The organism is Micromonospora sp. M42 (assembly GCF_000568915.1).
GTDB classification, from domain to species: domain Bacteria; phylum Actinomycetota; class Actinomycetes; order Mycobacteriales; family Micromonosporaceae; genus Micromonospora; species Micromonospora chalcea.
This window is the reverse complement of the sequence record NZ_KK037233.1, coordinates 4,404,667-4,426,144: the sequence shown is the minus strand read 5'-3', so window position 1 is coordinate 4,426,144 and position 21,478 is coordinate 4,404,667. Positions and strand designations below refer to the sequence as shown.

General features: G+C 72.1%; 16 protein-coding genes and 2 pseudogenes. 9 read left to right on the top strand and 9 right to left on the bottom strand.

Annotated features, from left to right (window positions below; translation table 11 throughout):
- Window positions 1-9 precede the first annotated feature (9 nt).
- Both MCBG_RS20385 and MCBG_RS20380 read right to left on the bottom strand, forming a co-directional pair.
- Window positions 10-639, bottom strand: a complete 630-nt coding sequence (locus MCBG_RS20385; RefSeq protein WP_043327709.1) for a prepilin peptidase — start codon at window positions 637-639, stop codon at window positions 10-12.
- Complete coding sequence (locus MCBG_RS20380) at window positions 621-1,661, bottom strand: EamA family transporter (protein WP_223201276.1); 1,041 nt, start codon at window positions 1,659-1,661, stop codon at window positions 621-623. The genes MCBG_RS20385 and MCBG_RS20380 overlap by 19 nt, the downstream gene beginning before the upstream one ends.
- A gap of 85 nt (window positions 1,662-1,746) precedes the next feature.
- Here MCBG_RS20380 and MCBG_RS20375 point away from each other — a divergent pair, with 85 nt between their 5' ends.
- Together MCBG_RS20375 and MCBG_RS20370 are read left to right on the top strand one after the other, a co-directional pair.
- On the top strand, window positions 1,747-2,568 hold the full coding sequence (locus MCBG_RS20375) for an LppU/SCO3897 family protein (protein WP_043330819.1): 822 nt from the start codon (window positions 1,747-1,749) through the stop codon (window positions 2,566-2,568).
- Between the two features lie 153 nt (window positions 2,569-2,721).
- Window positions 2,722-3,957 carry an ATP-binding protein gene (locus MCBG_RS20370; protein ID WP_030499459.1) on the top strand — a complete coding sequence of 412 codons (1,236 nt, stop codon included), beginning with the start codon at window positions 2,722-2,724 and terminating at the stop codon, window positions 3,955-3,957.
- 13 nt (window positions 3,958-3,970) lie between these two features.
- Here MCBG_RS20370 and MCBG_RS20365 read toward each other — a convergent pair whose 3' ends face one another.
- Window positions 3,971-4,519 (bottom strand): GNAT family N-acetyltransferase, encoded by a 549-nt coding sequence (locus MCBG_RS20365; protein ID WP_043330817.1) that lies wholly within the window; start codon window positions 4,517-4,519, stop codon window positions 3,971-3,973.
- 135 nt (window positions 4,520-4,654) lie between these two features.
- Between MCBG_RS20365 and MCBG_RS20360 the strand changes: the two genes are divergently transcribed.
- Entirely contained in the window at window positions 4,655-5,200 is a 546-nt protein-coding gene (locus MCBG_RS20360) for a DoxX family protein (RefSeq protein WP_030499461.1), read from the top strand.
- A gap of 205 nt (window positions 5,201-5,405) precedes the next feature.
- Window positions 5,406-6,827 carry a glycosyltransferase 87 family protein gene (locus MCBG_RS20355; protein ID WP_043327708.1) on the top strand — a complete coding sequence of 474 codons (1,422 nt, stop codon included), beginning with the start codon at window positions 5,406-5,408 and terminating at the stop codon, window positions 6,825-6,827.
- A 4-nt stretch (window positions 6,828-6,831) separates the two neighbouring features.
- Here MCBG_RS20355 and MCBG_RS20350 read toward each other — a convergent pair whose 3' ends face one another.
- The 5 genes from MCBG_RS20350 to MCBG_RS20330 form a co-directional block, all read right to left on the bottom strand.
- Window positions 6,832-7,257, bottom strand: a complete 426-nt coding sequence (locus MCBG_RS20350) for a molybdenum cofactor biosynthesis protein MoaE (protein ID WP_181373752.1) — start codon at window positions 7,255-7,257, stop codon at window positions 6,832-6,834.
- Between the two features lie 35 nt (window positions 7,258-7,292).
- Entirely contained in the window at window positions 7,293-8,552 is a 1,260-nt protein-coding gene (locus MCBG_RS20345) for a molybdopterin molybdotransferase MoeA (RefSeq protein ID WP_043327706.1), read from the bottom strand.
- Between the two features lie 37 nt (window positions 8,553-8,589).
- Window positions 8,590-9,084: a MogA/MoaB family molybdenum cofactor biosynthesis protein gene (locus MCBG_RS20340; RefSeq protein WP_181373751.1), complete on the bottom strand. Its 495-nt coding sequence runs from the start codon at window positions 9,082-9,084 to the stop codon at window positions 8,590-8,592.
- Entirely contained in the window at window positions 9,057-9,548 is a 492-nt protein-coding gene (moaC, locus tag MCBG_RS20335) for a cyclic pyranopterin monophosphate synthase MoaC (protein ID WP_043327705.1), read from the bottom strand. Before moaC ends, MCBG_RS20340 begins: the two co-directional genes overlap by 28 nt.
- Window positions 9,549-9,792: 244 nt before the next feature.
- Window positions 9,793-12,795: an AfsR/SARP family transcriptional regulator gene (locus MCBG_RS20330; protein ID WP_051611309.1), complete on the bottom strand. Its 3,003-nt coding sequence runs from the start codon at window positions 12,793-12,795 to the stop codon at window positions 9,793-9,795.
- A 642-nt stretch (window positions 12,796-13,437) separates the two neighbouring features.
- Here MCBG_RS20330 and MCBG_RS20325 point away from each other — a divergent pair.
- From MCBG_RS20325 to MCBG_RS20305, 5 genes and pseudogenes are all read left to right on the top strand, one after another.
- Window positions 13,438-15,876: a putative bifunctional diguanylate cyclase/phosphodiesterase gene (locus tag MCBG_RS20325; protein ID WP_369799318.1), complete on the top strand. Its 2,439-nt coding sequence runs from the start codon at window positions 13,438-13,440 to the stop codon at window positions 15,874-15,876.
- 40 nt (window positions 15,877-15,916) lie between these two features.
- Window positions 15,917-17,260, top strand: coding sequence for a glycosyltransferase 87 family protein (locus tag MCBG_RS20320; protein ID WP_043327704.1), 1,344 nt, complete (start codon window positions 15,917-15,919; stop codon window positions 17,258-17,260).
- Window positions 17,257-17,890 (top strand): annotated as a pseudogene (locus MCBG_RS20315) (phosphoribosyltransferase). The gene MCBG_RS20320 and the pseudogene MCBG_RS20315 overlap by 4 nt, the downstream one beginning before the upstream one ends.
- A 23-nt stretch (window positions 17,891-17,913) precedes the next feature.
- Window positions 17,914-18,309 (top strand): annotated as a pseudogene (locus tag MCBG_RS20310) (zf-TFIIB domain-containing protein).
- Between the two features lie 107 nt (window positions 18,310-18,416).
- A complete protein-coding gene (locus tag MCBG_RS20305) occupies window positions 18,417-19,097 on the top strand; it encodes a maleylpyruvate isomerase N-terminal domain-containing protein (protein ID WP_043330810.1) in 681 nt (226 codons plus the stop codon).
- 6 nt (window positions 19,098-19,103) lie between these two features.
- Here the strand turns inward: MCBG_RS20305 and dnaB are convergent, their stop codons facing one another.
- Window positions 19,104-20,513 carry a replicative DNA helicase gene (gene dnaB / locus MCBG_RS20300; protein ID WP_043327703.1) on the bottom strand — a complete coding sequence of 470 codons (1,410 nt, stop codon included), beginning with the start codon at window positions 20,511-20,513 and terminating at the stop codon, window positions 19,104-19,106.
- Window positions 20,514-21,478: the final 965 nt, after the last annotated feature.

Genomic DNA, 21,478 nt, shown 5'->3' with positions numbered 1-21,478 from the left:
GGGCACGCCTCAGCTGAGGACGGCGGCGAGCCACGCGCCGCCGAGCAGCGCCGGGCCGAACGGCACCGGCGTGTCCCGGCGTACCCGGCCGGCGGCGAGCAGGACGAGCACGGCAACTCCGGCGAGCACGTGCGGCAGGAGCAGCCCGAGGCGCAGCGCCGGCCAGCCGAGCCAGCCCAGCGGCAACCCGAGCGCGGCGGCGAGCTTCACGTCGCCGAAGCCGAGCCGGGCCCGGGGCAGCAGCGCCAGCAGCGCGTACCCGAGGAAGGAGAGCGCGGCCCCGGCCGCCGCGACGGCCAGGCGGCGCGGTTCGCCGGTCGCCGCCGTGGCAGCGGTGAGGCCGAGCCCGCCGCCGAGCGCGACCACGCCGACGAGCGGGTCGGGCAGCCGCAGCGCTGTCACGTCGGTGACCGCGAGCGCCAGCCCGACGGCGGCGACCAGCAGCAGCGCGGGCAGCGCCGGGTCGGCGGCCCGGGTGGCGGCGAGCCCGCCGAACGCCACGGCGCCGGCCAGCGCGAACGCGCCCCGGCGCGGAGCGTCGCCGGCGGGAACTGTGACGAACGACCGGCCGACCGGTACGGCCACCCACCCGGCCGACGCGCCCAGCAGCGCGGCCCCTGTCACCAGCAGCGCCGACACGGGCGGGACGCTACCGCCCGGCGGGTTCCCCGGCTGCCCCGTCGACGGCTGGTGGCGGGGACCGGCGGGGTCGCTCGGTGCTCACCACCACCGCCCCCCCCGACCACTTTTGATTTTTTCCGCCCAGCAGCACTTGCGAGGTGATCGGTTCGGCGACGAACAGCGCGCCGAGCGCCACCGCGACCACCGGGACACGTACGCGTACGTGGAGACCATTTTTTATTCGGCGCGTGCGCGAGCAGCCAGACGTACGCGGTGAAGGCGACGAGCGAACCGGCCACCATCAGGTACGCCAGCGCCGCCCAGGACCGCCCGGTCACCTCGGCGAAGCTGAAGCCGCGCAGCTCGCCACGGGCGACGCCGACGAGCGCGAGCACCGCCGCGCCGGCCAGCATCTCGTAGACGGTGGCCACGAACGGGTCGGCGGGCATCCGGATCCGCCCGGACAGGTACGAGCCGACCGACCAGCTGGTGGCGGCCGCGACCACAGTGAGCGCGCCGGCCACCGGCACGCCGTCCACGCCGTCGCGGGGCAGCACCAGCACGACGAGGCCGGCGAACCCGAGCGCCACCCCGAGGAACGTCCACGGCCGGGGCCGGTCCCCGCCCACGGTCCGCAGCACCACCACCAGCAGCGGCACGGTGGCCACCAGCAGCGCGGCCACGCCCGAGGGAACCGCGGTGCCGGCCGGACCCGACTCGGCGAGCACCACCAGTCCGTTTCCGCCGGCGAGCAGCAGCACGCCGATCAGAGCGGCGGAGCCGACGCGGCGCACGGGCACCCGCAGCGCGCCGGGGCCGCGCCGCAGGCGCAGCACCACGGCGAGCACCACGGCCGCGCCGGCGAACCGCATCGCCGCGGAGATGAGCGGCGGCAGGGACTCGACGGCGACCCGGATGCCCAGGTACGTCGAGCCCCAGAGCAGGTAGACCAGCACGAGTGCGGTCCAGATCAGGGCGGTGCGTGTCGGCGGCGTCGCGGAATCGACAGCGTTCGTCGCACTCGTGGGGCGTGAGCTCATCGAGGGTCCACGCTACGGTGACCACGGCGTCGGCGTCCCCAGTTGGTGGCCGGCCTCTCAGCACTGGCGTACGCAGGAGGCGTTCATGTCGAACTTCGGTCCACCGGGCGGCGGCTCCCCCGACCCCTGGGGACGGCCCGACGACGGCTACGCCCCGCAGCCCGATCCCCGCTACGCCGCGCAGCCCGATCCGCGTCACGACCCGCAGTACGGCCCGCCGGGCGCGCAACCGTACGGCCCGCCGGCCGATCAGTACGGGCCGCCGACCCAGCAGTACGGGCCCGCCGACCGGTACGGCCCGCCGGCCGATCAGTACGGCCCGCCGACGCAGCGCTACGAGCCGGCGCCGGCGTGGTCCCCCGGCCCACCGCGGCAGGGTCACCCGGCCGACCCCTACGCCGGGCCGCAGTACGGCGGCGGGGAGCCGCAGTACGCCGAGCCGACGCCGCCGAAGCGCGGCAAGGGCCCGCTGCTGGTGGTGGTGGTCGTGCTGGCGGTGCTGCTGCTCGGCGGCGCCGGGGCGTACTGGATGCTCGGCCGGGACGAGGAGAGCCCGACCGCCGGGACGACGGCGGCCACCGCGCCGGCCGCTGATCCGACCGAGGCGGCGCCGAGCGATCCGGCGGAGGCCACGCCGACCGCGCCCGCGCCGGCCTCCTCGACCGATCCGCGTTTCGTGAAGGCGGGCCAGTGCGTCGCCAACGAGGGTGGCGGCGGTCAGCCGAAGCTGGTGATCGCCGACTGCGCCCCGAAGACGTACGAGGTGCTGCGGCGCATCGACGGCGCGACGAGCGGCAAGAAGGACGCGGAGGCGAAGTGCGGGAAGGTCGACGGGTACACCGACTGGTACTTCTTCGACAGTGAGCTGGACACGCTCGACTTCGTGCTCTGCCTGAAGCGCCGCTGACGCGCCACTGACGCCCCGGCTCGTCGGTAACCAAAACTAGGGCTGTCTAGCTTTCACGCTAGACAGCCCTAGTTTTATGTCGAGACCGACACGCGGTAGCTGCATCTACGCACGTCTAGCCTGGCCGCTAGAGAAGCCGATACTGTGCGATTCGTGGATCCGGTCCGCAACCCGTACGCGCCGGGCGCCGGCCAGCGCCCGCCCGAACTCGCCGGGCGGGGGCGGGAACTGGACGTGTTCGACGTGGTGCTGGAACGCATCGCGCGTGGCCGGCCCGAACGCAGCCTGATGCTCACCGGGCTGCGCGGCGTCGGCAAGACCGTCCTGCTCAACACGCTGCGGTCCGAGGCGATCAACCACCTCTGGGGCACCGGCAAGATCGAGGCGCGGCCGGACCAGTCGCTGCGCCGCCCGATCGCCGCCGCGCTGCACATGGCGGTCCGCGAACTCGCGCCCCGGCACCGCGCCCCGGACCGGATCGACGCCTTCCTCGGCGTACTCAAGGCCTTCGCGCAACGCTCCGCCCCCACCGGGCGCGGCGGCGCGGCGCCCAAGCTGCGCGACCGCTGGCAGCCCGGCATCGACGTGCCCGCGAGCAGCGGACGCGCCGACTCCGGCGACATCGAGATCGACCTGGTCGAACTGCTCAGCGACGCGGCAGCGGTCGCCACCGACGTCGGCACCGGCATCGCGATCTTCATCGACGAGATGCAGGACGTCGGCGCCGAGGACGTCTCCGCGCTCTGCGCCGCCTGCCACGAGCTGTCCCAGCTCGGCGCGCCTCTCATCGTGGTGGGCGCGGGACTGCCGCACCTGCCCGCGGTGCTCAGCGCCGCCAAGTCCTACTCCGAGCGGCTCTACCGCTACCAGCGCATCGACCGGCTCGACCGGATCGCCGCCGACCAGGCGCTCTGCGCGCCGGCCGAGCGGGAGGAGGTCGAGTACGAGCAGAAGGCCCTCGACCTGCTCTACGAGAAGTCCGGCGGCTACCCCTACTTCGTCCAGGCGTACGGCAAGGCCACCTGGGACCACGCGCCCCGCTCGCCGATCACCGCGGCGGACGTCCGGGTCGCCGCGCCCGAGGCGGAGGCGGAACTGGCGGTGGGGTTCTTCGGCTCCCGGTTCGAGCGGGCCACCCCGGCCGAACGCGAGTACATGCGCGCCATGGCGACGCTGGCGCTGGTGGACGGCGAGGAGGGCAGCCGCGACGACATGGACGCCGCGGTGCCGACCGCCGAGATCGCCCGCGCGCTCGGCCGCAAGCCGGCCAGCCTCTCCCCGGCCCGCGACGCGCTGATCAAGAAGGGGCTGATCTACTCCGGCGAGCGGGGGACCGTGGCGTTCACCGTCCCGCACTTCGGCCGCTACCTGCGCACCCAGCCCGCGTGACGGCCGCGACCGCTCAGACCCGCGACCACGGTGGTGGGAAGACCACCTCGCCGGACGGCGGTGGCGGTTCCTCGCTCGCCGACGGCGGCAGCACCAGCGCCTGCCACGGCTCGCCCAGCCCGGACCACGGGCTGGTCAGGCCCAGCCGGTCCGCCGGGCCGAACCCGAACCGCCGGTAGTACGCCGGGTCGCCCAGCACCACCACCAGCCGTTCGCCCAGCTCGGTCGCGGCGTCGAGCGCCGCCTGCACCGCCGCCGTGCCGTGACCGAGCCGCTGCCGGTGCCGTGCCACAGCCACCGGGCCCAGCGCCAGCGCCGGCCACACGCGGCCGTCGTCGGTGCGTACGCCGACGCGCGTGAGCAGCGCGTACGCCACCACCTCGCCGCCGTACTCGGCGACCATGGCCAGCTCGGGAATCCACGCCGGGCTGTGCCGCAGCTCCTCGACCAGGCCGACCTCCGGCGGGGTGGCCACGTCGGGCCGGGCGAAGGCGGCGGCCAGCACCCGGGCCACCGCCGGCTCGTCGGCGGGGCCCTCCGGGCGTAGTCGCAGCGTCGTCACCCGCGCGACCTTACCGAACGCGACCGGTCCATCCGCGACGGTCGCTGAAATCGATACCGTCCGGACGTCCACGTCGGCCGATACCTTTCGTGTGTTGCGGGGATGACGACGCCCCCGACGGGGTAAGACTGAGCCATGAAGCCCGTGCGCTCCCTCGCCCGAGTCATGTTGAGCGGCATCTTCGTGGTCAGCGGCGCCCGCAACCTGCGCAACCCGGAACGCCTGGTGCAGGCCGCGGAGCCGGTCACCGGGAAGGTCGCCCCGCTGATCCGCAACGTGCACCCGCGCATCCCCACCGACACCGTGTCGCTCATCCGGGCCAACGCCGCCACCCAGCTCGTCGGCGGTCTGATGCTGGCCACCGGCCGGTTCACCCGTCCGGCCGCGCTGGTGCTCGCCGGCTCCCTGATCCCGACCACCGCCGCCGGTCACGCCTTCTGGAACAACGACGACCCGGCGGCGCGCAACAACAACCAGGTCCACTTCCTGAAGAACCTCGGCCTGCTCGGTGGCCTCCTCCTCGCCGCCGCCGACACCGAGGGCAAGCCGGGGCTGCGCTGGCGCGCCGGCCACCGGATCGACCACTCGCGCCGGTCGGTCACGCGCGCGGTCCGCACCGCCCGCCGCGATGCGAAGATCGCCGTACGCTCCGCGGCGGCCGCCCGCCGAATCCCTGGTTGACACCCCTTTCGTACGGCCACCACCCCCCGCAAGGCCACCAATCACCTGAACCGTCCGAGACCCGTTAACGCGGTGGAAATGTCGCAAACACGTGTGGGATCGGACACGGTCGCGTAACGCGGGAGGCAGCAACGTGAGGCGCCGTTCTAGGCTCCGTTCTGGACCTGGACGGGTACGACGACCTTGGTACGGGGGTGGCCACGCCATGCCGACGTCAGTCGGTAGACGGACCAACCGCCTCGCCCCGACCTCCCGCGTCGACCGCCGGACCGTCGTGCGCCTCGGGATCGTGGCCGCCGTGTCGTACGCCGCGTGGCTGGCCATCGGCGCCTTCGGACGGCCGTACAACTTCTTCGACATGAAGATCTACCACGGCGCGGTGGTGTGGTGGGCCAGCGGAAACGAGCTGTACGACTTCGTCGCGCCGTCGACGACACTGGGCTTCACCTATCCACCGTTCGCCGGTGTGGTCATGCTCCCGATGTCCTGGCTGCCCGTCGACGGCGCCGGCTTCGTCAACGCCCTGGCCAGCATCGCCGCGCTCGCGGTCGTCCTGGCGGCGCTGCTGCGCCCCATCGTGGACCGGCTCGGCTGGCCGCTCTGGTTCACCGTCGGCATCGCCACCCCGCTCGCGGTGGCCATCGAGCCGTCCCGGGAGACGCTCGGCTACGGCCAGGTCAACCTGCTGCTGTTCGCGCTCGTCATGGCCGACATGGTGGGCCTGCGCTGGCGCGCCAAGCGGGGCACCCACCACGAGACCGCCGACTCGCCGCTGGCCCGCTTCGTCTACAGCGGCGCGTGGGCGGGCGTCGGCATCGGGCTCGCCACCGCCGTCAAGCTCACCCCGGCGTTGTTCGTCGCGTACCTGATGCTGACCCGGCAGTGGCGGGCCGCGCTCACCGCCGTCGGCACCACGATCGGCGTGACCATCGCGACGTTCGGCCTGGTCGGTGAGGAGTCCCGCGCGTACTTCACGAGCGTGCTGTGGCAGACCGAGCGGGTCGGCGCGGCGGACATGACCGCCAACCAGTCGCTCGCCGGGCTGCTGGCGCGGCTCTACGACTCGATCGAGACGCCCGGCCTGCTCTGGCTCGCCTTCTCGGTGCTGCTCCTGGCGCTGGGCCTGTCCCGCGCGATCAGCGCCCGCGCCGACGGCGACGAGCTGACCGCGTTCACACTCGTCGGGCTCACCGCCAACGTGATCAGCCCGATCTCCTGGTCGCACCACCTGATCTGGGTCATCCCGGCGATCATCGTGCTGGCCGACGCCGCGGTACGCCGCCGCGACGCCAGCCGTGGCCTGCCCCTGCGCGGCAGCGGCCCCTCGGCCAACGGTGTGCCGGCGCTGCGCCCGCCGATCTGGTACCCGACGTTGACCGGGCTCCGCCACGGCGTCGGCGCGCTCGGGCTCTACCTGCTGTTCCTGATCTCACCGATCTGGCCGTACGAGCACCAACTCCCCGAGGTGTCCCACTACCAGGACGGCCTGTTCGGCGCGCTGATGGAGAACTCCCTGGCCATCGCGCTGATCGTGCTGGTGGCGGCGCTGCCGTGGCGTCCGGGAGCCGAGCCCGCGTTCTACCACGACCGGTTCAGCCGCGCGGCCGCGCTCGCCGGCCGGCGCTGAGCACTCAGGGGCAGTTCACCCATTCCTCGGTGCCGTCGTCGAAGACCTGCCGCTTCCAGATCGGCAGCCGCGCCTTCACCTCGTCGACCAGCCGGGCGCACGCGGCGAACGCGGCCGCCCGGTGGGCGGTGCTGACCGCCGCCGCCAGCGCCACGTCGCCGATCTCCAGCGGGCCGATCCGGTGCGACACCGCGACCGCGTACACCGCCGGGTCGGCGGCGATCTCGGCCACCACCTCACGCAGCACCGCCTCGGCGGTGGGGTGGCCCTCGTACTCCAGCCGGGTGACCCCCCGCCCGTGGTCGTGGTCGCGGACCACGCCCTGGAAGGAGACCACCGCGCCGGCCCGGCGGTCGGCGACCGCCGCCTCGTGCGCGGCCAGGTCGAGCGGCCGGTCGGTCACCGCGCCGAGCACCACGCCTGCCCGCACCGTCACAACGTCTCCCGTCGGCTCGTTCGTCGCGCTCACCCGGCACGCTCCCCGGGGGTCAGCGGCAGCGGCACCAGCGGCACCCGGTCGCCGGCCGCGCCGCTGGCGCCGGGCCGGATCACCGCGAAACCATCCGCGCCCGCGAGACCGCGCAGCATCGCCGACCCGACGTGCCGCACCGGGTACGCCGTGCCGGCGACCCGGTCCCAGCGGGCCAGCGCCAGATGGGTGTAGTCGCCGCGCCCCGGAATCGGCTCGGCCAGCGTCACGTGCGGCAGCACCGGCATCGGCCGGCCGGTGAGACCGGCGAGCAGCGGCGCGACGAGCGACACGAGCGCCACCACCGCGGACTGCGGGTTGCCCGGCAGACCGGCCACGAACCGCACCCGCCCGTCGTCGCCCACCAGCCGGGCCAGCAGCATCGGGAAGCCCGGGCGCACCGCCACCGTGTTGACCACGTAGTCGGCGCCGAGCGCCTCCAGCGTCGGGTGCAGATGGTCGACCGGCCCGTGCATGGTGCCGCCGGTGGTGCAGACCAGGTCGGCGTTGGCGAGCGCGCCACGCACCGCCGCCACGTGCGCGGGCAGCGTGTCGGCGACCGGGCCGACCACGTCGGCCGTACGCACCTGGCAGCCGTAACGGCGCAGCCAGGCGGGCACCGACGGGCCGAGCGCGTCGCGGACCCGGCCCGCGCCCGGCGGGCCCGAGGTGAGCAGTTCGTCGCCGAAGACCAGCAGCGCGGCCCGGGGTGGGCGGCGGACCCGCAGCGTGTCGTGCCCGCAGGAGGCGGCCAGGCCGAGCACCGCCGGATCCACCGGCGTGCCGGCGGGCAACAGCTCCTCCCCGAGGTACGCCTCCTCGCCCGGTTCCCGCCACTCCGGCGCCGGGCGGGGCGTGCCGGTCACCAGGCCGTCCGCCGTGCGGGCAGACTCCTCGATCCGCAGGATCGCCGTCGTGCCCTCGGGAACCATCGCGCCGGTGGCGATCTCGACGGTGCTGCCGTCGGTCTCCAGCGGCGCGGCGGTGTGCCCGGCGAGCACCCGGCCCACCACCCGCCACGGCCCCGGGCCCCGCACCGCCCAGCCGTCCACGCTGGAGGTGGGGAACGCCGGCAGGTCGGTACGCGTCGTCAACGGCTCGGCGAGGGTGTGCCCGTCGGCCTCGGCCAGCGGGCGGGCGACGGCGGGGAGCGCGGCGGACAGGCCCACCGCGTACACCCGGGAGCGGGCCTCCTCCCACCCGGCCGGTGGTGGCGTGCCCGCCTCGGCCGCGGCGGCTTCGGTTTCCGTGCTCATCCGGCGAGCCTAGCGCCGGGGCACGTGGCCCGCGGGTTCAGTGGTCGCCGCCGCGAAGCTGGTCGACCGCGTGCCGCAGGATCGGCCCGAGCACCGCAAGGCCGTCGCGGGCGCCGCCCCGCGAGCCGGGCAGGTTGACCACGAGCGTCCGGCCGGTCACCCCGGCCAGCCCGCGGGACAGCGCCGCGGTCGGCACGGTGTCGCGGCTGTACGCGCGGATCGCCTCGGCGATGCCGGGGATCTCGTAGTCGAGCAGCGCACGGGTCACGTCGGGCGTGCGATCGGTCGGGGTGATGCCCGTGCCACCGCTGGTCAGCACCACGTCCACACGTTCCTCGCGGGCGGCGAGCAGCGCCTCACCGACCGGATCGCCGTCCGGCACCACCACCGGCGGGTCGACCTCGCAGCCCATCTCCCGCAGGCCGGTCACGAGCAGCGGGCCGCTGGTGTCCTCGTACACCCCGGCGGCGGCCCGGTTGGAGGCCACGATCACCCGGGCCCGGATCACGGCCGGTCCTCCGGCCGGACCCATTCGCCGGTCTTGCCGCCCTCCTTGCGGAGCACCCGGACGGCCTCCACCGAGGCGGCCGGGTCGACCGCCTTCACCATGTCGATGAGAGCGAGGCCGGCGACCGCCACCGCGGTCAGCGCCTCCATCTCGACGCCCGTCCGGTCGGCGGTCTTCGCGGTGGCGGTGATCTCGACCGTGTCGGCGGTCAGGTCGAGGTCGACGGTGACGCCGTGCAGCGCGATCGGGTGGCAGAGCGGGATCAGGTCGGGCGTGCGCTTGGCGCCCATGATGCCGGCGAGCCGGCCGACGGCCAGCGCGTCGCCCTTGGGCAGGCCGTCGCGCCGCAGCAGCTCGACCACCTCGGCGGTGGTGCGGAGCCGGCCGGCGGCGACCGCGAGCCGGCCCGAGACCGGCTTGGCGGAGACGTCGACCATCCGGGCCGCGCCGGCCGGGTCGACGTGGGTGAGCTGCGCGGGTTCGGTCACGGCCCGACCCTATCCGCCGGGTACGACGACGCGCGTGCTCCGGGCCGTCGGCGGGGAGGAGCGCCGTGTCGGGTGCAGATCCACGACGCCCCTCCCTCACCTACCCACCGCCGATTCGCTGGGGGGAACTGGCGGTGGGGGCCTCGTTCGGCCTGGCCCGCCCTGGCGGTGAGCCCTCCCCGTGGCCGATGGCGGGGACGTTAACGAACGCCGCGATAAGAAATCGATAAGCCGGGTCCACCGCTCAGTCGGAGAGCAAAGTTCGTACGCGCTGCTGTTCCGGCCCGCCGATCCGCTCGAAGATCGCCAGTGCCCTCCGCCACAGCCGGCGCGCTTCGTCCCGGTCCTTACTCGTCATGAGGTCACCGAGCCGGGCCAGGGCCCGGGCTTGTTCTTGTGGGTGGGCGATACGAGTAGCCAACTTCAATGCCTGCTCGTGGAGCAGAATCGCTTCCAGCGGATCACCTTGCGCCCCGGCCGTCGTGCCGAGCTCATTCAGAGCGGCACACTGCGCGTGGCGTTCGCCGTTGTCGAGAGCCAGCCGCAATGCTGTTTCGTGCTGGTGCCGAGCCTCGTCCAGTCTGTTCAGTTCGCGTAACGCGACGCCGAGTTCCACCCGAAGTTCCGGTTCTCCATAACGGTGGCCGGTGCGGTCCCGCAGCCGGAGCGAGGCCTGCATGATCCGGATGCCCGGCAGATGGTCACCCATCTTGGACCGCACGATGCCGACGTGCCCGAGAGCGTTGAGAAGCTGGAACTGGTCGGCCTCGAGCCGAGCCAGGAACAGGTGGAGTCGATGCAGTTCCAGGGATTCGGCATACCTACCGACGGCCGCCAGCGCGATGCCGTGGTTCGGCAGCACCAGGTCGATCCAGTCGTGGCCGTACAGCAACACGTCTCGGCGCATCTGCGCGCCGAGACGCACCGCTGCTTCGAGCCTGCCCGTCAACCAGTAGACCACGCCGAGATTGGCCCGGAATCGCGCCGCGCTGCGCACATCACCCAGTGCCTGGTAGATGTCCACGGCGGATTCCACCAGCCGAGCCGCTTCGGGATAGTCGCCGGTCCGCACGCAGGCCGAAGCGAGGTAATTCTGCATCTGCGCAACCGCCACTCGGTCCCCGAGCCGCTCGGCGGAAAGCAGGCCGTACCGATGGGTCGACAACATGTCGTCGAAGTACGTCCGAATGTAGAAGAAGCGCCAGAGTGCACGTGCCAGTCGCCAAGCGAGTTCGTCCCGCCCGGCCTCTGTCGCATATGCCACTAGTGCGGTGAGGGTGGTCCGTTCGCGTTCCAGCCACTCGACGTCCGGTTCAACGGCAGCGAGCAGATCTGACCTGAACGTGGGTTCGACGGCCAGTCGCTTCCCGCCGAGACGCGCTTCGAGCACGACCGCCACTGACAGCGCGGCGTGAAGACACAGCTTCAGAAGCCGGTCCGTGGCTTCCAGCAGCGCCTCCGGCTTGTCGACCAGCCGTGACATCTCGCCGGCGTATTCGCGGATCAGGTCGTGCATGCGGTAACGCCCGCTCGCGGTCTCCTCCAGCAGGTGACGATCGATCAGATCCTCGAGGATTCGTATGGTCTCGGGCAGTGGCAGGTCGGCCAGCGCTGCAGCCATCGGCTGGCTCAGATCGTCACCGGGGTGGAGCGCGAGCATCCGGAACACCCGCCGGCTCTGATCGTCAAGCGGTTCGTAGGAGGTGGCGAACGCGCCAGCCAGCGTCTGGTCACCCACGGCGAATTGACCGATCCGTCCACGCTCGTCAGCGAGGCGAGTCGCCAGGTCCGCCACCAGCCACGTGGAACGGTGAGCCAGTCGGGCTCCCGCAAGCCGGATGGCGAGAGGAAGATGACCACAGCGCCGTACCACCTCCTCGGCCGCATCCGGCTCCGCGAGCACCCGATCCGACCCGGCCGTGGAGGCAAGGAGACTCATTGCCTCGTCGCGGCTCAGCACGCCGAGCGATTCCGGGACGCCGAACTCGGTGGCGAGCACCCGTGACCGGGAGGTCACCAGCACTGCCGTGCCCGCTCCTCGAGGCAGCAGCGGGAGTACCTGATCAATCCCCGCGGCGTTGTCCAGAACCAGTACTACCTTGCGTTTCGCCAACTCACGGCGCCAGAGGTCGACCCGATCCTCGAGATCGGGCGGTACCCGTCCTGGTGGCACGCCCAACTGTCGGAGCAGGGTCAGCAGCACCGCCGCCGGTTCGAGGGGAGCAGCTTCCCCGTGCCCTCGTAGGTCCACGAACAACTGGCCGTCGGGATACTCGGCCCACAACATCTCCGCCAGCCGCACCGCGAGAGTGGTCTTTCCGCAGCCCGCCATCCCATCGATCACCTGGACGGCAGCGGCTCGCCCGGATCGCTCCTTGATCTCCCTCGACAACCGGTTCAGCACGTCCTCCCTGCCGACGAAGTCGCTCGTCGGCAGAGGGAGCCATCTAGCAGGTTGGGTAACCGGCCTCGATGCTCCCGGCCGGTCAACCGCGCTCGGAAGTGGTCGGGCAGCCTTGATCGCCACTCGGTGAAGCTCATCCAACGTCGGCCCAGGACGTACGCCCATCTCCTCAGCCAGCGCTGCACGAGTTGCCCGATAGACGGCGACCGCCCCGGCTGCGTCCGCACACGCGAGCAGAGCCTGCATGAAAACCGCCTGGAGCCGCTCCCCGGTGGGATGACGCGCGGCATGGGGACGGAGCAACGCGACGGCACGCTCAGGCTGTCCGGAACTGAGGTACAAGCTTGCCAGCAGCAGCACTGCCTCTTCGTGTTCCCCATCGACCGCCTCGCGTCGTGCGGTCAACGTGGGCCCCAGCGGCAGCCCGTGCAGCAAAGGCCCCGGCCAACGCCCAAGCGCATTCACGAGCACACGGATCGCGGCGGCCCCCTGGTTCGTGTCGGCCAACGCGCGGCCCTGCGCGAACTGCCGCTGCATCCCGAACAGGTCGACGGCCTCCAGACTGGCGGAGAGCTGGTAACCGCCCTGATGACGGACGACCGCCGCTTCCCCGCCGGCTGTGGCGAACGCCCGCCTGAGGTTTGCCGCGTACGTGCGGACGTTCGCCACAGCCGAGCGCGGCGGCGATTCGGGCCACAGCTCGTCGACCAAACTGTCGAGGGTCACGAGGCGGCCCGCATCAACGGCCAACATGCCGAAGACAAGTCGTTGCTTCGGCGTTCCGAGATGCAGGGAGTCGCGCCCGGTCCTGACCGCCATGCCGCCTAAGACCCGAATCTCCACGCCGCTCGACCCCGGATTCAGCGAACTCCATTGCGCAACTTGAAATGCTAGTCCCGATCGCGGGTCATCGCTGACCGGCCAAGGCGTGGTCAAGGCCCGGGATAGCCGATTCGGCATGAAACCCGCGCTGCCCGACGGTTGAATTCCGGTCTACAGGTCATCAGGCTGACAGCGGATAGGAGTGCCGATCGAGCGGCGGTTGCAATCCGCAACCGGGCAGGCACATGGGGGATACCTCCGACTCCGTTCTGCACAACCACCGTGGACAGAACGTCATTAATCGCCACAGACTTAACTGATATTGCGCATAGCGACATTTATGTCTTCTAACCGGGAGCTTTCCTCTCCTAAGCTTCTTTCGAGGTTTTGCCCAGCCGCAACGGCTTCGAAAAGAGCAGGAAAGGAGTTCGGCGATGCGCGGTAGCGAGTGGCACTGAAAATCCGGCACTTCTCGCCGAGAAACTCCTCGCGGTAGGCTCCTGACGTCACGACGCTGGGCCACACCAGCACGAACGTCAGCCTCTCAGCCCTGGGAGCTGAATGAGTCACACCGCCGGACGACACGATGTTGGGACCGATCGGCGTCTACTGACGCTCGTCGGTCTCATCGTCGTTCTCTCGTCAGGCGTCGTGATCGGCGCCATGGCGTCACTTCCCCGGACACTCCCCGATTCGGTCCGGGACATCGGCACCTTCGCCACCCTCATCTTCATGATCACATTGGGTGGGGTCGTCAAAGCGTCCATTCGGATCCGCTCCACCACGCACTCCATCGCATGGGTGGAGACGGCAGTGGTCATCGGTGTAGCGATCGCACCAGCGTCCTGGGTCGTCGCCAGCACCGTGCTGGGCGTGGCCCTGTCCTCGTTCATCCTGCGCCTGCCGGCGATCAAGTCGGCCTTCGGCATCGGGAAGAACGTGCTGATCGCCGGCGGCACGGTGGCCATGGCCTCGGCCCTGGACTGGCCGGCCGCATCACCATCGGTGAGCAACCTCATCGGCACCCTGGCGATTGTCTACCTGGTAGCGGCGTTGCTCGATGACCTGCTGGCGATGCCGGTCATCGCGCTCGCGTCCGGCACGCCCATCGTGCGGCAGTTCCGCACCGACCTCGACCTGCGGGTGGCCGGCTTCGCGGTCCGCTTCCTGGTGGCCGCCTGCACCGTACTCATCCTGCGGGCCGATCCCCGGCTGCTGCTCGCCGTGCCGGCACTGGTGCTCAGCCTCCACCTGGCCTATTCCACGCGGATCCGCACCCGCACCGAGCAGCAGGCGTGGCAACGACTCGCCCGCGCCACCGACGCGCTCAACGTGGTCGACCTCGACCAGGTGCTGACCACCGCAGTAACCGAAGCCAGCGAACTCTTCTCCGCCGACGAGATCGAGATCGAACTGCGCGACGGCGGACGCACCGTCCGCGGCAACGCCGCAGGCATCGCGTACGACGGAACGTCGCCCCAGCCCAGCGACATCGACGGCCGGGTCATGCCGGTCGCGCTGGAAGGCCACAACCGCACCGACGACCTCGGCGTGCTGCGGCTACGGTTCGCCGGTCCGGTCGAACTCTCCGAGCGCGAGCAGTACACCCTGCGTACCTTCGCCTCCGCCCTGTGCACCGCGGTCCGCAACGCCCAGGCGTACGCCGAACTCGCCCGCATCGCCGAGGACCACGCCTACGCCGCCACCCACGACGCCCTCACCGACCTGTCCAACCGGCGCCACCTGCTGGACGAGGGCAGCGCCCAGCTCACCACCCGGCACGCCGACGGCGTCACCGCGCTGGTGCTGATCGACCTCAACCACTTCAAGGAAGTGAACGACACCCTCGGCCACGGCGCCGGTGACCAGGTGCTGATCCAGGTCGCCGAGCGGCTGCGCGACGCCGCCCGCCCCGACGACCTAGTCGCCCGGCTCGGCGGCGACGAGTTCGCCGTGCTGCTGCGCGGGCTGCCCGCCCCGGCCGTCGCCTCCCACCGCGCCGAGGCCCTGCTCAACGCCCTGCACGACCCGCTCGACGTGGACGGCATGCGGATCAGCGTGGAAGCCAGCGGCGGCATCGCCGTCGCCCCCGCCACCGGCGGGATGCCCGAGCTGCTTCGCCGCGCCGACGTGGCCATGTACCAGGCCAAACGCGCCGGCCAACGACTCGCCACCTACGCCCCCGCCCGCGACACCGCAGACCTCAGCCGGCTCACCCTCGGCGGGGAACTGCCCCGCGCCGTCGCCGACCACGAGTTCACAGTCAACTTCCAGCCCATCGTCGACCTCGCCGGCGGCGAGGTGATCGGCGCGGAGGCCCTCGCCCGCTGGCACCACCCCACCCACGGGCTCATCGACCCACTGCGCTTCCTCGAAGCGGTGGAACGCTCCGGCCTGCTGCCCGCGTTCGCCGAGGCGATCCTCGACCAGGCGCTCATCGCCGCCGGCTCCTGGCGCGACGCCGGCTTCGACCTGCCCGTCTCGGTCAACGTGTCACCCCGCAGCCTGCTCGACGCCCGCTTCCCCGGCGCGGTCCTGGCCCGGCTGCGCGCCCACGACCTCCCGCCGGACCGGCTCGTGCTGGAACTCACCGAGACGCTCACGCTCAGCCAGCTCGACGTCGTCGACCGCGTCCTCAGCCGCCTGCGCGACTCCGGCGTCCGCCTGGCGCTCGACGACTTCGGCACCGGATATTCGTCGCTCTCCCTGCTCTCCCGCATCCCCGTACACGAACTGAAGATCGACCGCAGCTTCGTCACCGCCATGGAGACCGCGCCCGAGGCCGCCGCCGTCATCCGCTCCACCCTCGACCTCGGCCGCAGCCTCAACCTCACAGTCGTCGCCGAGGGCGTGGAGAGCGAACCCCAGCGCCGCGCCCTCTGGGAACTCGGCTGCGCCGCCGGCCAGGGCCACCTGTTCGCCCGGCCACTGCCCGCCGCCGCGCTGCTCGCCAGCCTCCAGCGCGGCCACGGCGGCCGCACCGGCGCGCTCGCCCCGGCACTGCACGACGCGGGCGCCGTGATCCGCCTCCCCGGACGCCGCGCCGGCGGCGCCCGAACCCGCCCCAACCCGTCCGCCGCCGGCGACTCCCGGCAACCCTGACCCCGCCGGGCCACCGCGCCGGTCTGCCAGACTGGCCCGCGTGACCGCCCACGCCGACCCCGCAACCACCGTCTCCCGCCGCTGGTCGGCACTCGACACCGCAGCCGGTGGTCTCGCCCTCGACCTGGGCCTCTACGCCGCCGCCACCGTCTTCGCCGCGGTCACCGCCGCCACCTCCACACTGCCGCCGCACCGCGCCTGGGGCGCCGTCGCCACCATCGGGTACGCGCTCGCCACCCTCGCCGCGACCACGCAACTGCTCGCCCGCCGCCGCGCCCCCGGAACACCCCTGGCCGCGCTGCCCGCACGCTGGACGGTCACCGGAATCACCTGGGCCACCACCGCGCTGCTGCCGATCGTCACGCAGAGCCTCGAACGGGCCGGCGGGCGTACCGACCGCGCCCAGGAGGAGGTGATCGTGGTCGAACACGCCGGCGCCCGCCTCGCCGAGCACGGCACCCCCTACCTCGGTCCCGACGCCATCGCCGCGCTGCCCCCCGGCGAACAACTCCTCGGCTACACCCCCTACCAGCCCGGCATGGCCCTGTTCGGGCTGCCCCGCGCCGCGGTGGACGCCTGGTGGACCGACGCCCGCGTCTGGTTCGCCGTCGTCACCGCGCTCACAGTGATCGCCCTCGTCGCCACACTGCGCGCGAGCGGCGGCCCGGCCGCGCCCCGCCGCGACGCCGCCGTACTGCGCGCCGTCCAAGCCGCCACCGTCCTGCCCGTCTGCGCGCTCACCCTCGCCACCGGCGGCGACGACCTGCCCGTACTCGCGCTCTGCCTGCTCGCCCTCGCACTCGCAGCCACCGGCCGACCCGGCCGCGCCGGTCTCGCCGTCGGCGCCGCCGGCGCGCTGAAACTCTTCGCCTGGCCGATCGCCCTCGTGCTGCTCTTCTGGGCCGCCACCCGCCGCGCCACCCTGCGCACCGCCCTCGGCGCCCTCGGCCTACCAGTCCTCGCACTGATCCCGGTGCTGCTCGTCGACCGCGAAGCCCTCGTCGAGAACGTGCTGCGCTTCCCCCTCGGCCACGGCCTGGTCACCAGCCCCGCCCAGTCACCCTTCCCCGGCCACCTGATCGCCGAGACGCTCCCGGCCGGCCGGGCGATCGCCGCCGCGCTGCTCGTCGCCGCCGGAGGAGCCATCGCCGTCCGGCTGCTGCGCCGCCCGCCGCGCACCGCCGCCGCCACCACGATCATCTGCGGGTACGGGCTGCTCGCCGCGATCCTGCTCATGCCCTCCACCCGCTTCGGCTACCTGCTCTACCCGATCGCGCTGCTCGTGCTCGCCCCGGCGCTGGCGCTCACCCGACCAGGCGACCCGACGGCATTCCCGGCAACCGCCCCGCGCGATGCGGCCGGAAGGCGTACACCTGAGGGATGACCACCTACCGCGACCGGGCCGAGGCGGGACGGCAACTCGCCGAACGTCTGACCGACCTCGCCGGCCGACCCGACGTCATAGTGCTCGGCCTGGTCCGCGGCGGCGTACCCGTCGCCCGGGTGATCGCCGACCGGCTCGGCGCCCCCCTCGACGTGCTGGTCGTCCGCAAGCTCGGCGTGCCCTGGGCGCCCGAGGTCGCGTACGGCGCGCTCGGCCCCGGCGGCGTGCAGATCCTCAACGAGATGGTCGCCGGCCGGATCAGCGAGAACGACCGCGCCCAGGTCCGCCGCCGCGAACAGGCCGAACTGGAACGCCGCGAACAGCGCTACCGCGGCGGCCGCCCGCCACTGGACCTGACCGGACGCACCGCCGTCGTCGTGGACGACGGACTCGCCACCGGCGCCACCGCACGCGCCGCCGTCCAGGTCGCCCGCCACCTCGGCGCCGCCCGCGTCCTCGTAAAAAAAAACGGTCGGCTCCGAGCAGGCGTACGAGATGCTCGCGCCCGAAGCCGACACGGTCGTGAGCTGCCAACTCCCGCCCGACTTCGCCGCCGTCGGCGCGTACTTCGAGGACTTCCACGAGGTCTCCGACGACGAGGTGACGCAGGCGCTGACCGCCACCGCGTGAAAACACCCGGTACCGTCGTTGTCATGCAGATGACCTGTCCCAAGTGCCGCGGAGAGATGCGCCAGTACGAGCGCAGCGGAGTAGTCATCGACCAGTGCGGCGAATGCCGGGGCATCTTCCTCGACCGCGGCGAGCTGGAAAAGCTGTTCGATGCCGAGGCCAACTGGAACCAGCAGCACGGCGGCGCCCGGCAGCCCGCGCCGTCTCCGGAGGCGTTGTAGAATCAAAGGGGGTTTAGAATGTGCTTTTTTCGCGCCGCACCAGCCCGGTTCGGCGCGGTCCCCCCGCCCCCTCCTCCGCCGCCGCCCGGCCACGGCTACGCCCAGCCCGCGTACGGCCACGGTCAGCAGCACTACGGCTACCACGGCCACTACCGCCGGAAGAAGAAGCACGGCTTCCTCGGCGAACTGTTCGACTGACCGCCGACGTCGCCCACGCCGGGCCGGTGCGCCGCATCGACCCGGCGTGCTCGTCGTCGTCTTTCTTCACCGTGCCGGGCGTGGCGCGCCGTGGCAGGCTGCACGGCATGAGCCCGATCCGGCAGCACGAAGCGCTGGCCCAGGCGTACGACGGCATCACCGCCGTGGTCACCCCGCTCGACGACGCCGCCCTGCAACGCCCCACCCGGTGCCGCGGCTGGCTCGTCGCCGACCTGCTCTTCCACGTGCTCTGCGACGCCCAGCGCGCGCTCGTCGCCCTGGCCAGCCCCGCACCCGGGCCGCCCGACGTGGACGACGTCAGCTACTGGCGCGCGTTCCCTCCCGGCGACGACGACGCGAGCGCCCGGCACGCCTGGTGGGCACGCCGCTCCGCCGTCGCCTTCGACCGGCCCACCGGCGTGGTCCGGCTCTGGTCCGACACCGCGCCCGCCGCCGTCCGCGCGGCCACCGCAATAGACCCCGACGGGTACGTGACCACCCAGGGTCACGTGCTGCGCGTACCCCATCTGCTCGCCACCCTGACCACCGAGGCGGTCATCCACCACCTCGACCTCGTGGTGGATCTGCCGGACGCGCCGCTGCCGGCGGCCGACCCGACGCGGGTCGCGGTGACCACCATGGACGGGCTGCTCAGCGACGAGGCGGTACGGCCGGCCGGCTGGGACGACCACGAGTACCTGCTGAAGGCCGCCGGCCGGGTGCCGCTGACCGACCGGGACCGGCTGGAGCTGGGCGAGGCCGCCGGCTGGTTCCCGCTGCTCGGCTGACGCCGCTCAGACGATGGCCATGTCCACGAAGCGCGACAGGTGCAACTGCGCGGCAACCGTCACCGTGTCGGTCGGCCCATTCCTGTGCTTGGCAACAATAAAATCCGCCTCGCCCGCGCGCGGCGACTCCTTGTCGTAGTAGTCGTCGCGGTGCAAAAGGATAACAACGTCCGCATCCTGCTCAATTGATCCCGATTCACGCAAATCGGACAATTGCGGACGCTTGTCGGTACGCTGTTCCGGGCCACGGTTCAGCTGACTCACCGCGATCACCGGGCACTCGACTTCCTTGGCCAGCAGCTTCAGGCCACGGGACAGGTCCGCGACCTCCTGCTGCCGGCTCTCGGTGCGCTTCGGTGAGGTCATCAGCTGGAGATAGTCGACCACGATCAGCTTCAGGTCGTGCTTCTGCTTGAGCCGCCGCGCCTTCGCCCGGATCTCCATCAGGTTCATGCTCGGTGTGTCGTCGACGAAGAGCGGCGCCTCGCTGATCTCGCCCATGCAGCGGGCCAGCTTGGTCCAGTCGTCGTCGGAGAGCTGCCCGCTGCGCAGCACGTGCAGCGGTACGCGCGCCTCGGCCGAGAGCAGTCGCATGACGATCTCGACCTTGCTCATTTCCAGCGAGAAGATCGCCGACGCCTGGTTGGCCCGGATCGCCGCATTTCGGGCAAAGTCCATAGATGCGGTTGATTTGCCCAAACCAGGCCTGCCGGCCACGATAATAAGTTGGCCGGCGTGCAGGCCGTTGAGCAGTCGGTCCAGGTCGGTGAAGCCGGTCGGCACACCGGTCATCACGCCGCCCTGGGCGCCGACCGCCTCGATCTCGTCGAGCGTGGGCTGCAGCATGTCGGCCAGGACCGCGAAGTCCTCGCTGACGCGCTTCTCGGTGATCTCGTAGACGGCCTGCTGGGCGAGGTCGACGATGTCGTCGACGTCGCGGCTGCCGCTCGGCCCGGTGCCGTAGCCGAGCTGCACGATCCGGGTGCCGGCCTCGACCAGGCGGCGGAGCACCGCCCGTTCCCCGACGATGCGGGCGTAGTAGGCGGCGTTCGCGGCGGTGGGCACGCTGGCGATGAGCGTGTGCAGGTAGGGCGCGCCGCCGATGCGGGCGAGGTCGCCGGAGTCGGCGAGCGCGGCGGCGACGGTGATCGGGTCGGCGGGTTCGCCGCGTCCGTAGATGTCGAGGATCGCGTCGAAGATGGTGGCGTGGACGGGGCGGTAGAAGTCGTTGGTCTTCAGGATCTCCACGACGTCCGCGATGGCGTCCTTGGACAGCAGCATGCCGCCGAGTACGCACTGCTCGGCGGCCACGTCCTGCGGTGGTGTCTTCTCGAACGGCGCGTCGCGCGGCGGCGGCGGCTCGGACGACGGTTGCCCCCCGGTCCGTTCCGTACGCGCCTCGTCGGTGACCGACACGGGTGCCCCCCTTGCTGCGTCGGATCGAGTCCAGCTCTATCGCTGGGGTGTGACAACTTCCGCCGACCCCTCCGGTCGATCGGGGGTCATCGCCCGGCGGTCGGGGGGACCACGATACGGAACCCGAGGTCAGCGACTCAACAAGGCCGGTGGATGAGCCTCGGGACAACCTGTGGACGCCTGGGGACCGGCATGTGCGCAGGGTGTGCACAGGGTGTGGAAAAGTGATGGGGAATTCCGGGCGTATCGCCTCTGACCTGCGCTTTTACTGTCCCCACCCTGTGGACGGAAGATTTCCGGCTGAGCTTTGTCGTCGTTCGTCCCGTACTATCGCTGCGAACGGCGACACCTGGGACAGCGGGTTTACTTTCGGGTTGAGAGAGGTCACGCTCCGGCCGTGAGACACCGGGACTGGGGAAGCGGGGAGGACAGCCCGCGCGAGCGACGGCCGAGCGGTTCCTGGGACGAGCCCGCCGGGCCGCGCCGGGCCGACTCGTACGCGCCGGAGAGCTACCGCACGCCGAGTCGGCGGCGGGCGATCGAGCGCGGCCAGGACGAGCCGGTGGACACCTACCTTCCCCGCTGGGCTCTGGAGTCCGGGGTGAGCCGCGCGGACGGGGCGGGCGGCACGCGGCGCCCGACTTCTTACGAGATCGAGGTCGAGACGCCGTCGTCCGAGGGTGGCCGGCGCACGGAGGCGGGCCGCCGTCGGCGCGATCGGCCCGAGCCGCGGGTGATAGGTGCGGGTCCGTTGTCGGACCACACTGCCGAGTGGACGATGGACGCCCCCCAGGAGCGGGGGTACGTGGGGAACAGGCGTGCCGACTCGGACGACGAGCCGGTGTCGGGGGTGTCGCCACGTAGTCGTCCCCGTCGCGCGGCGACTCGGCGTCCGCAGGTGATCTGGTCCGGGCTGCCGGATTTCGGCGGGCTCGGGCGACGAGGAACCCGCGCGGGACAGCGGG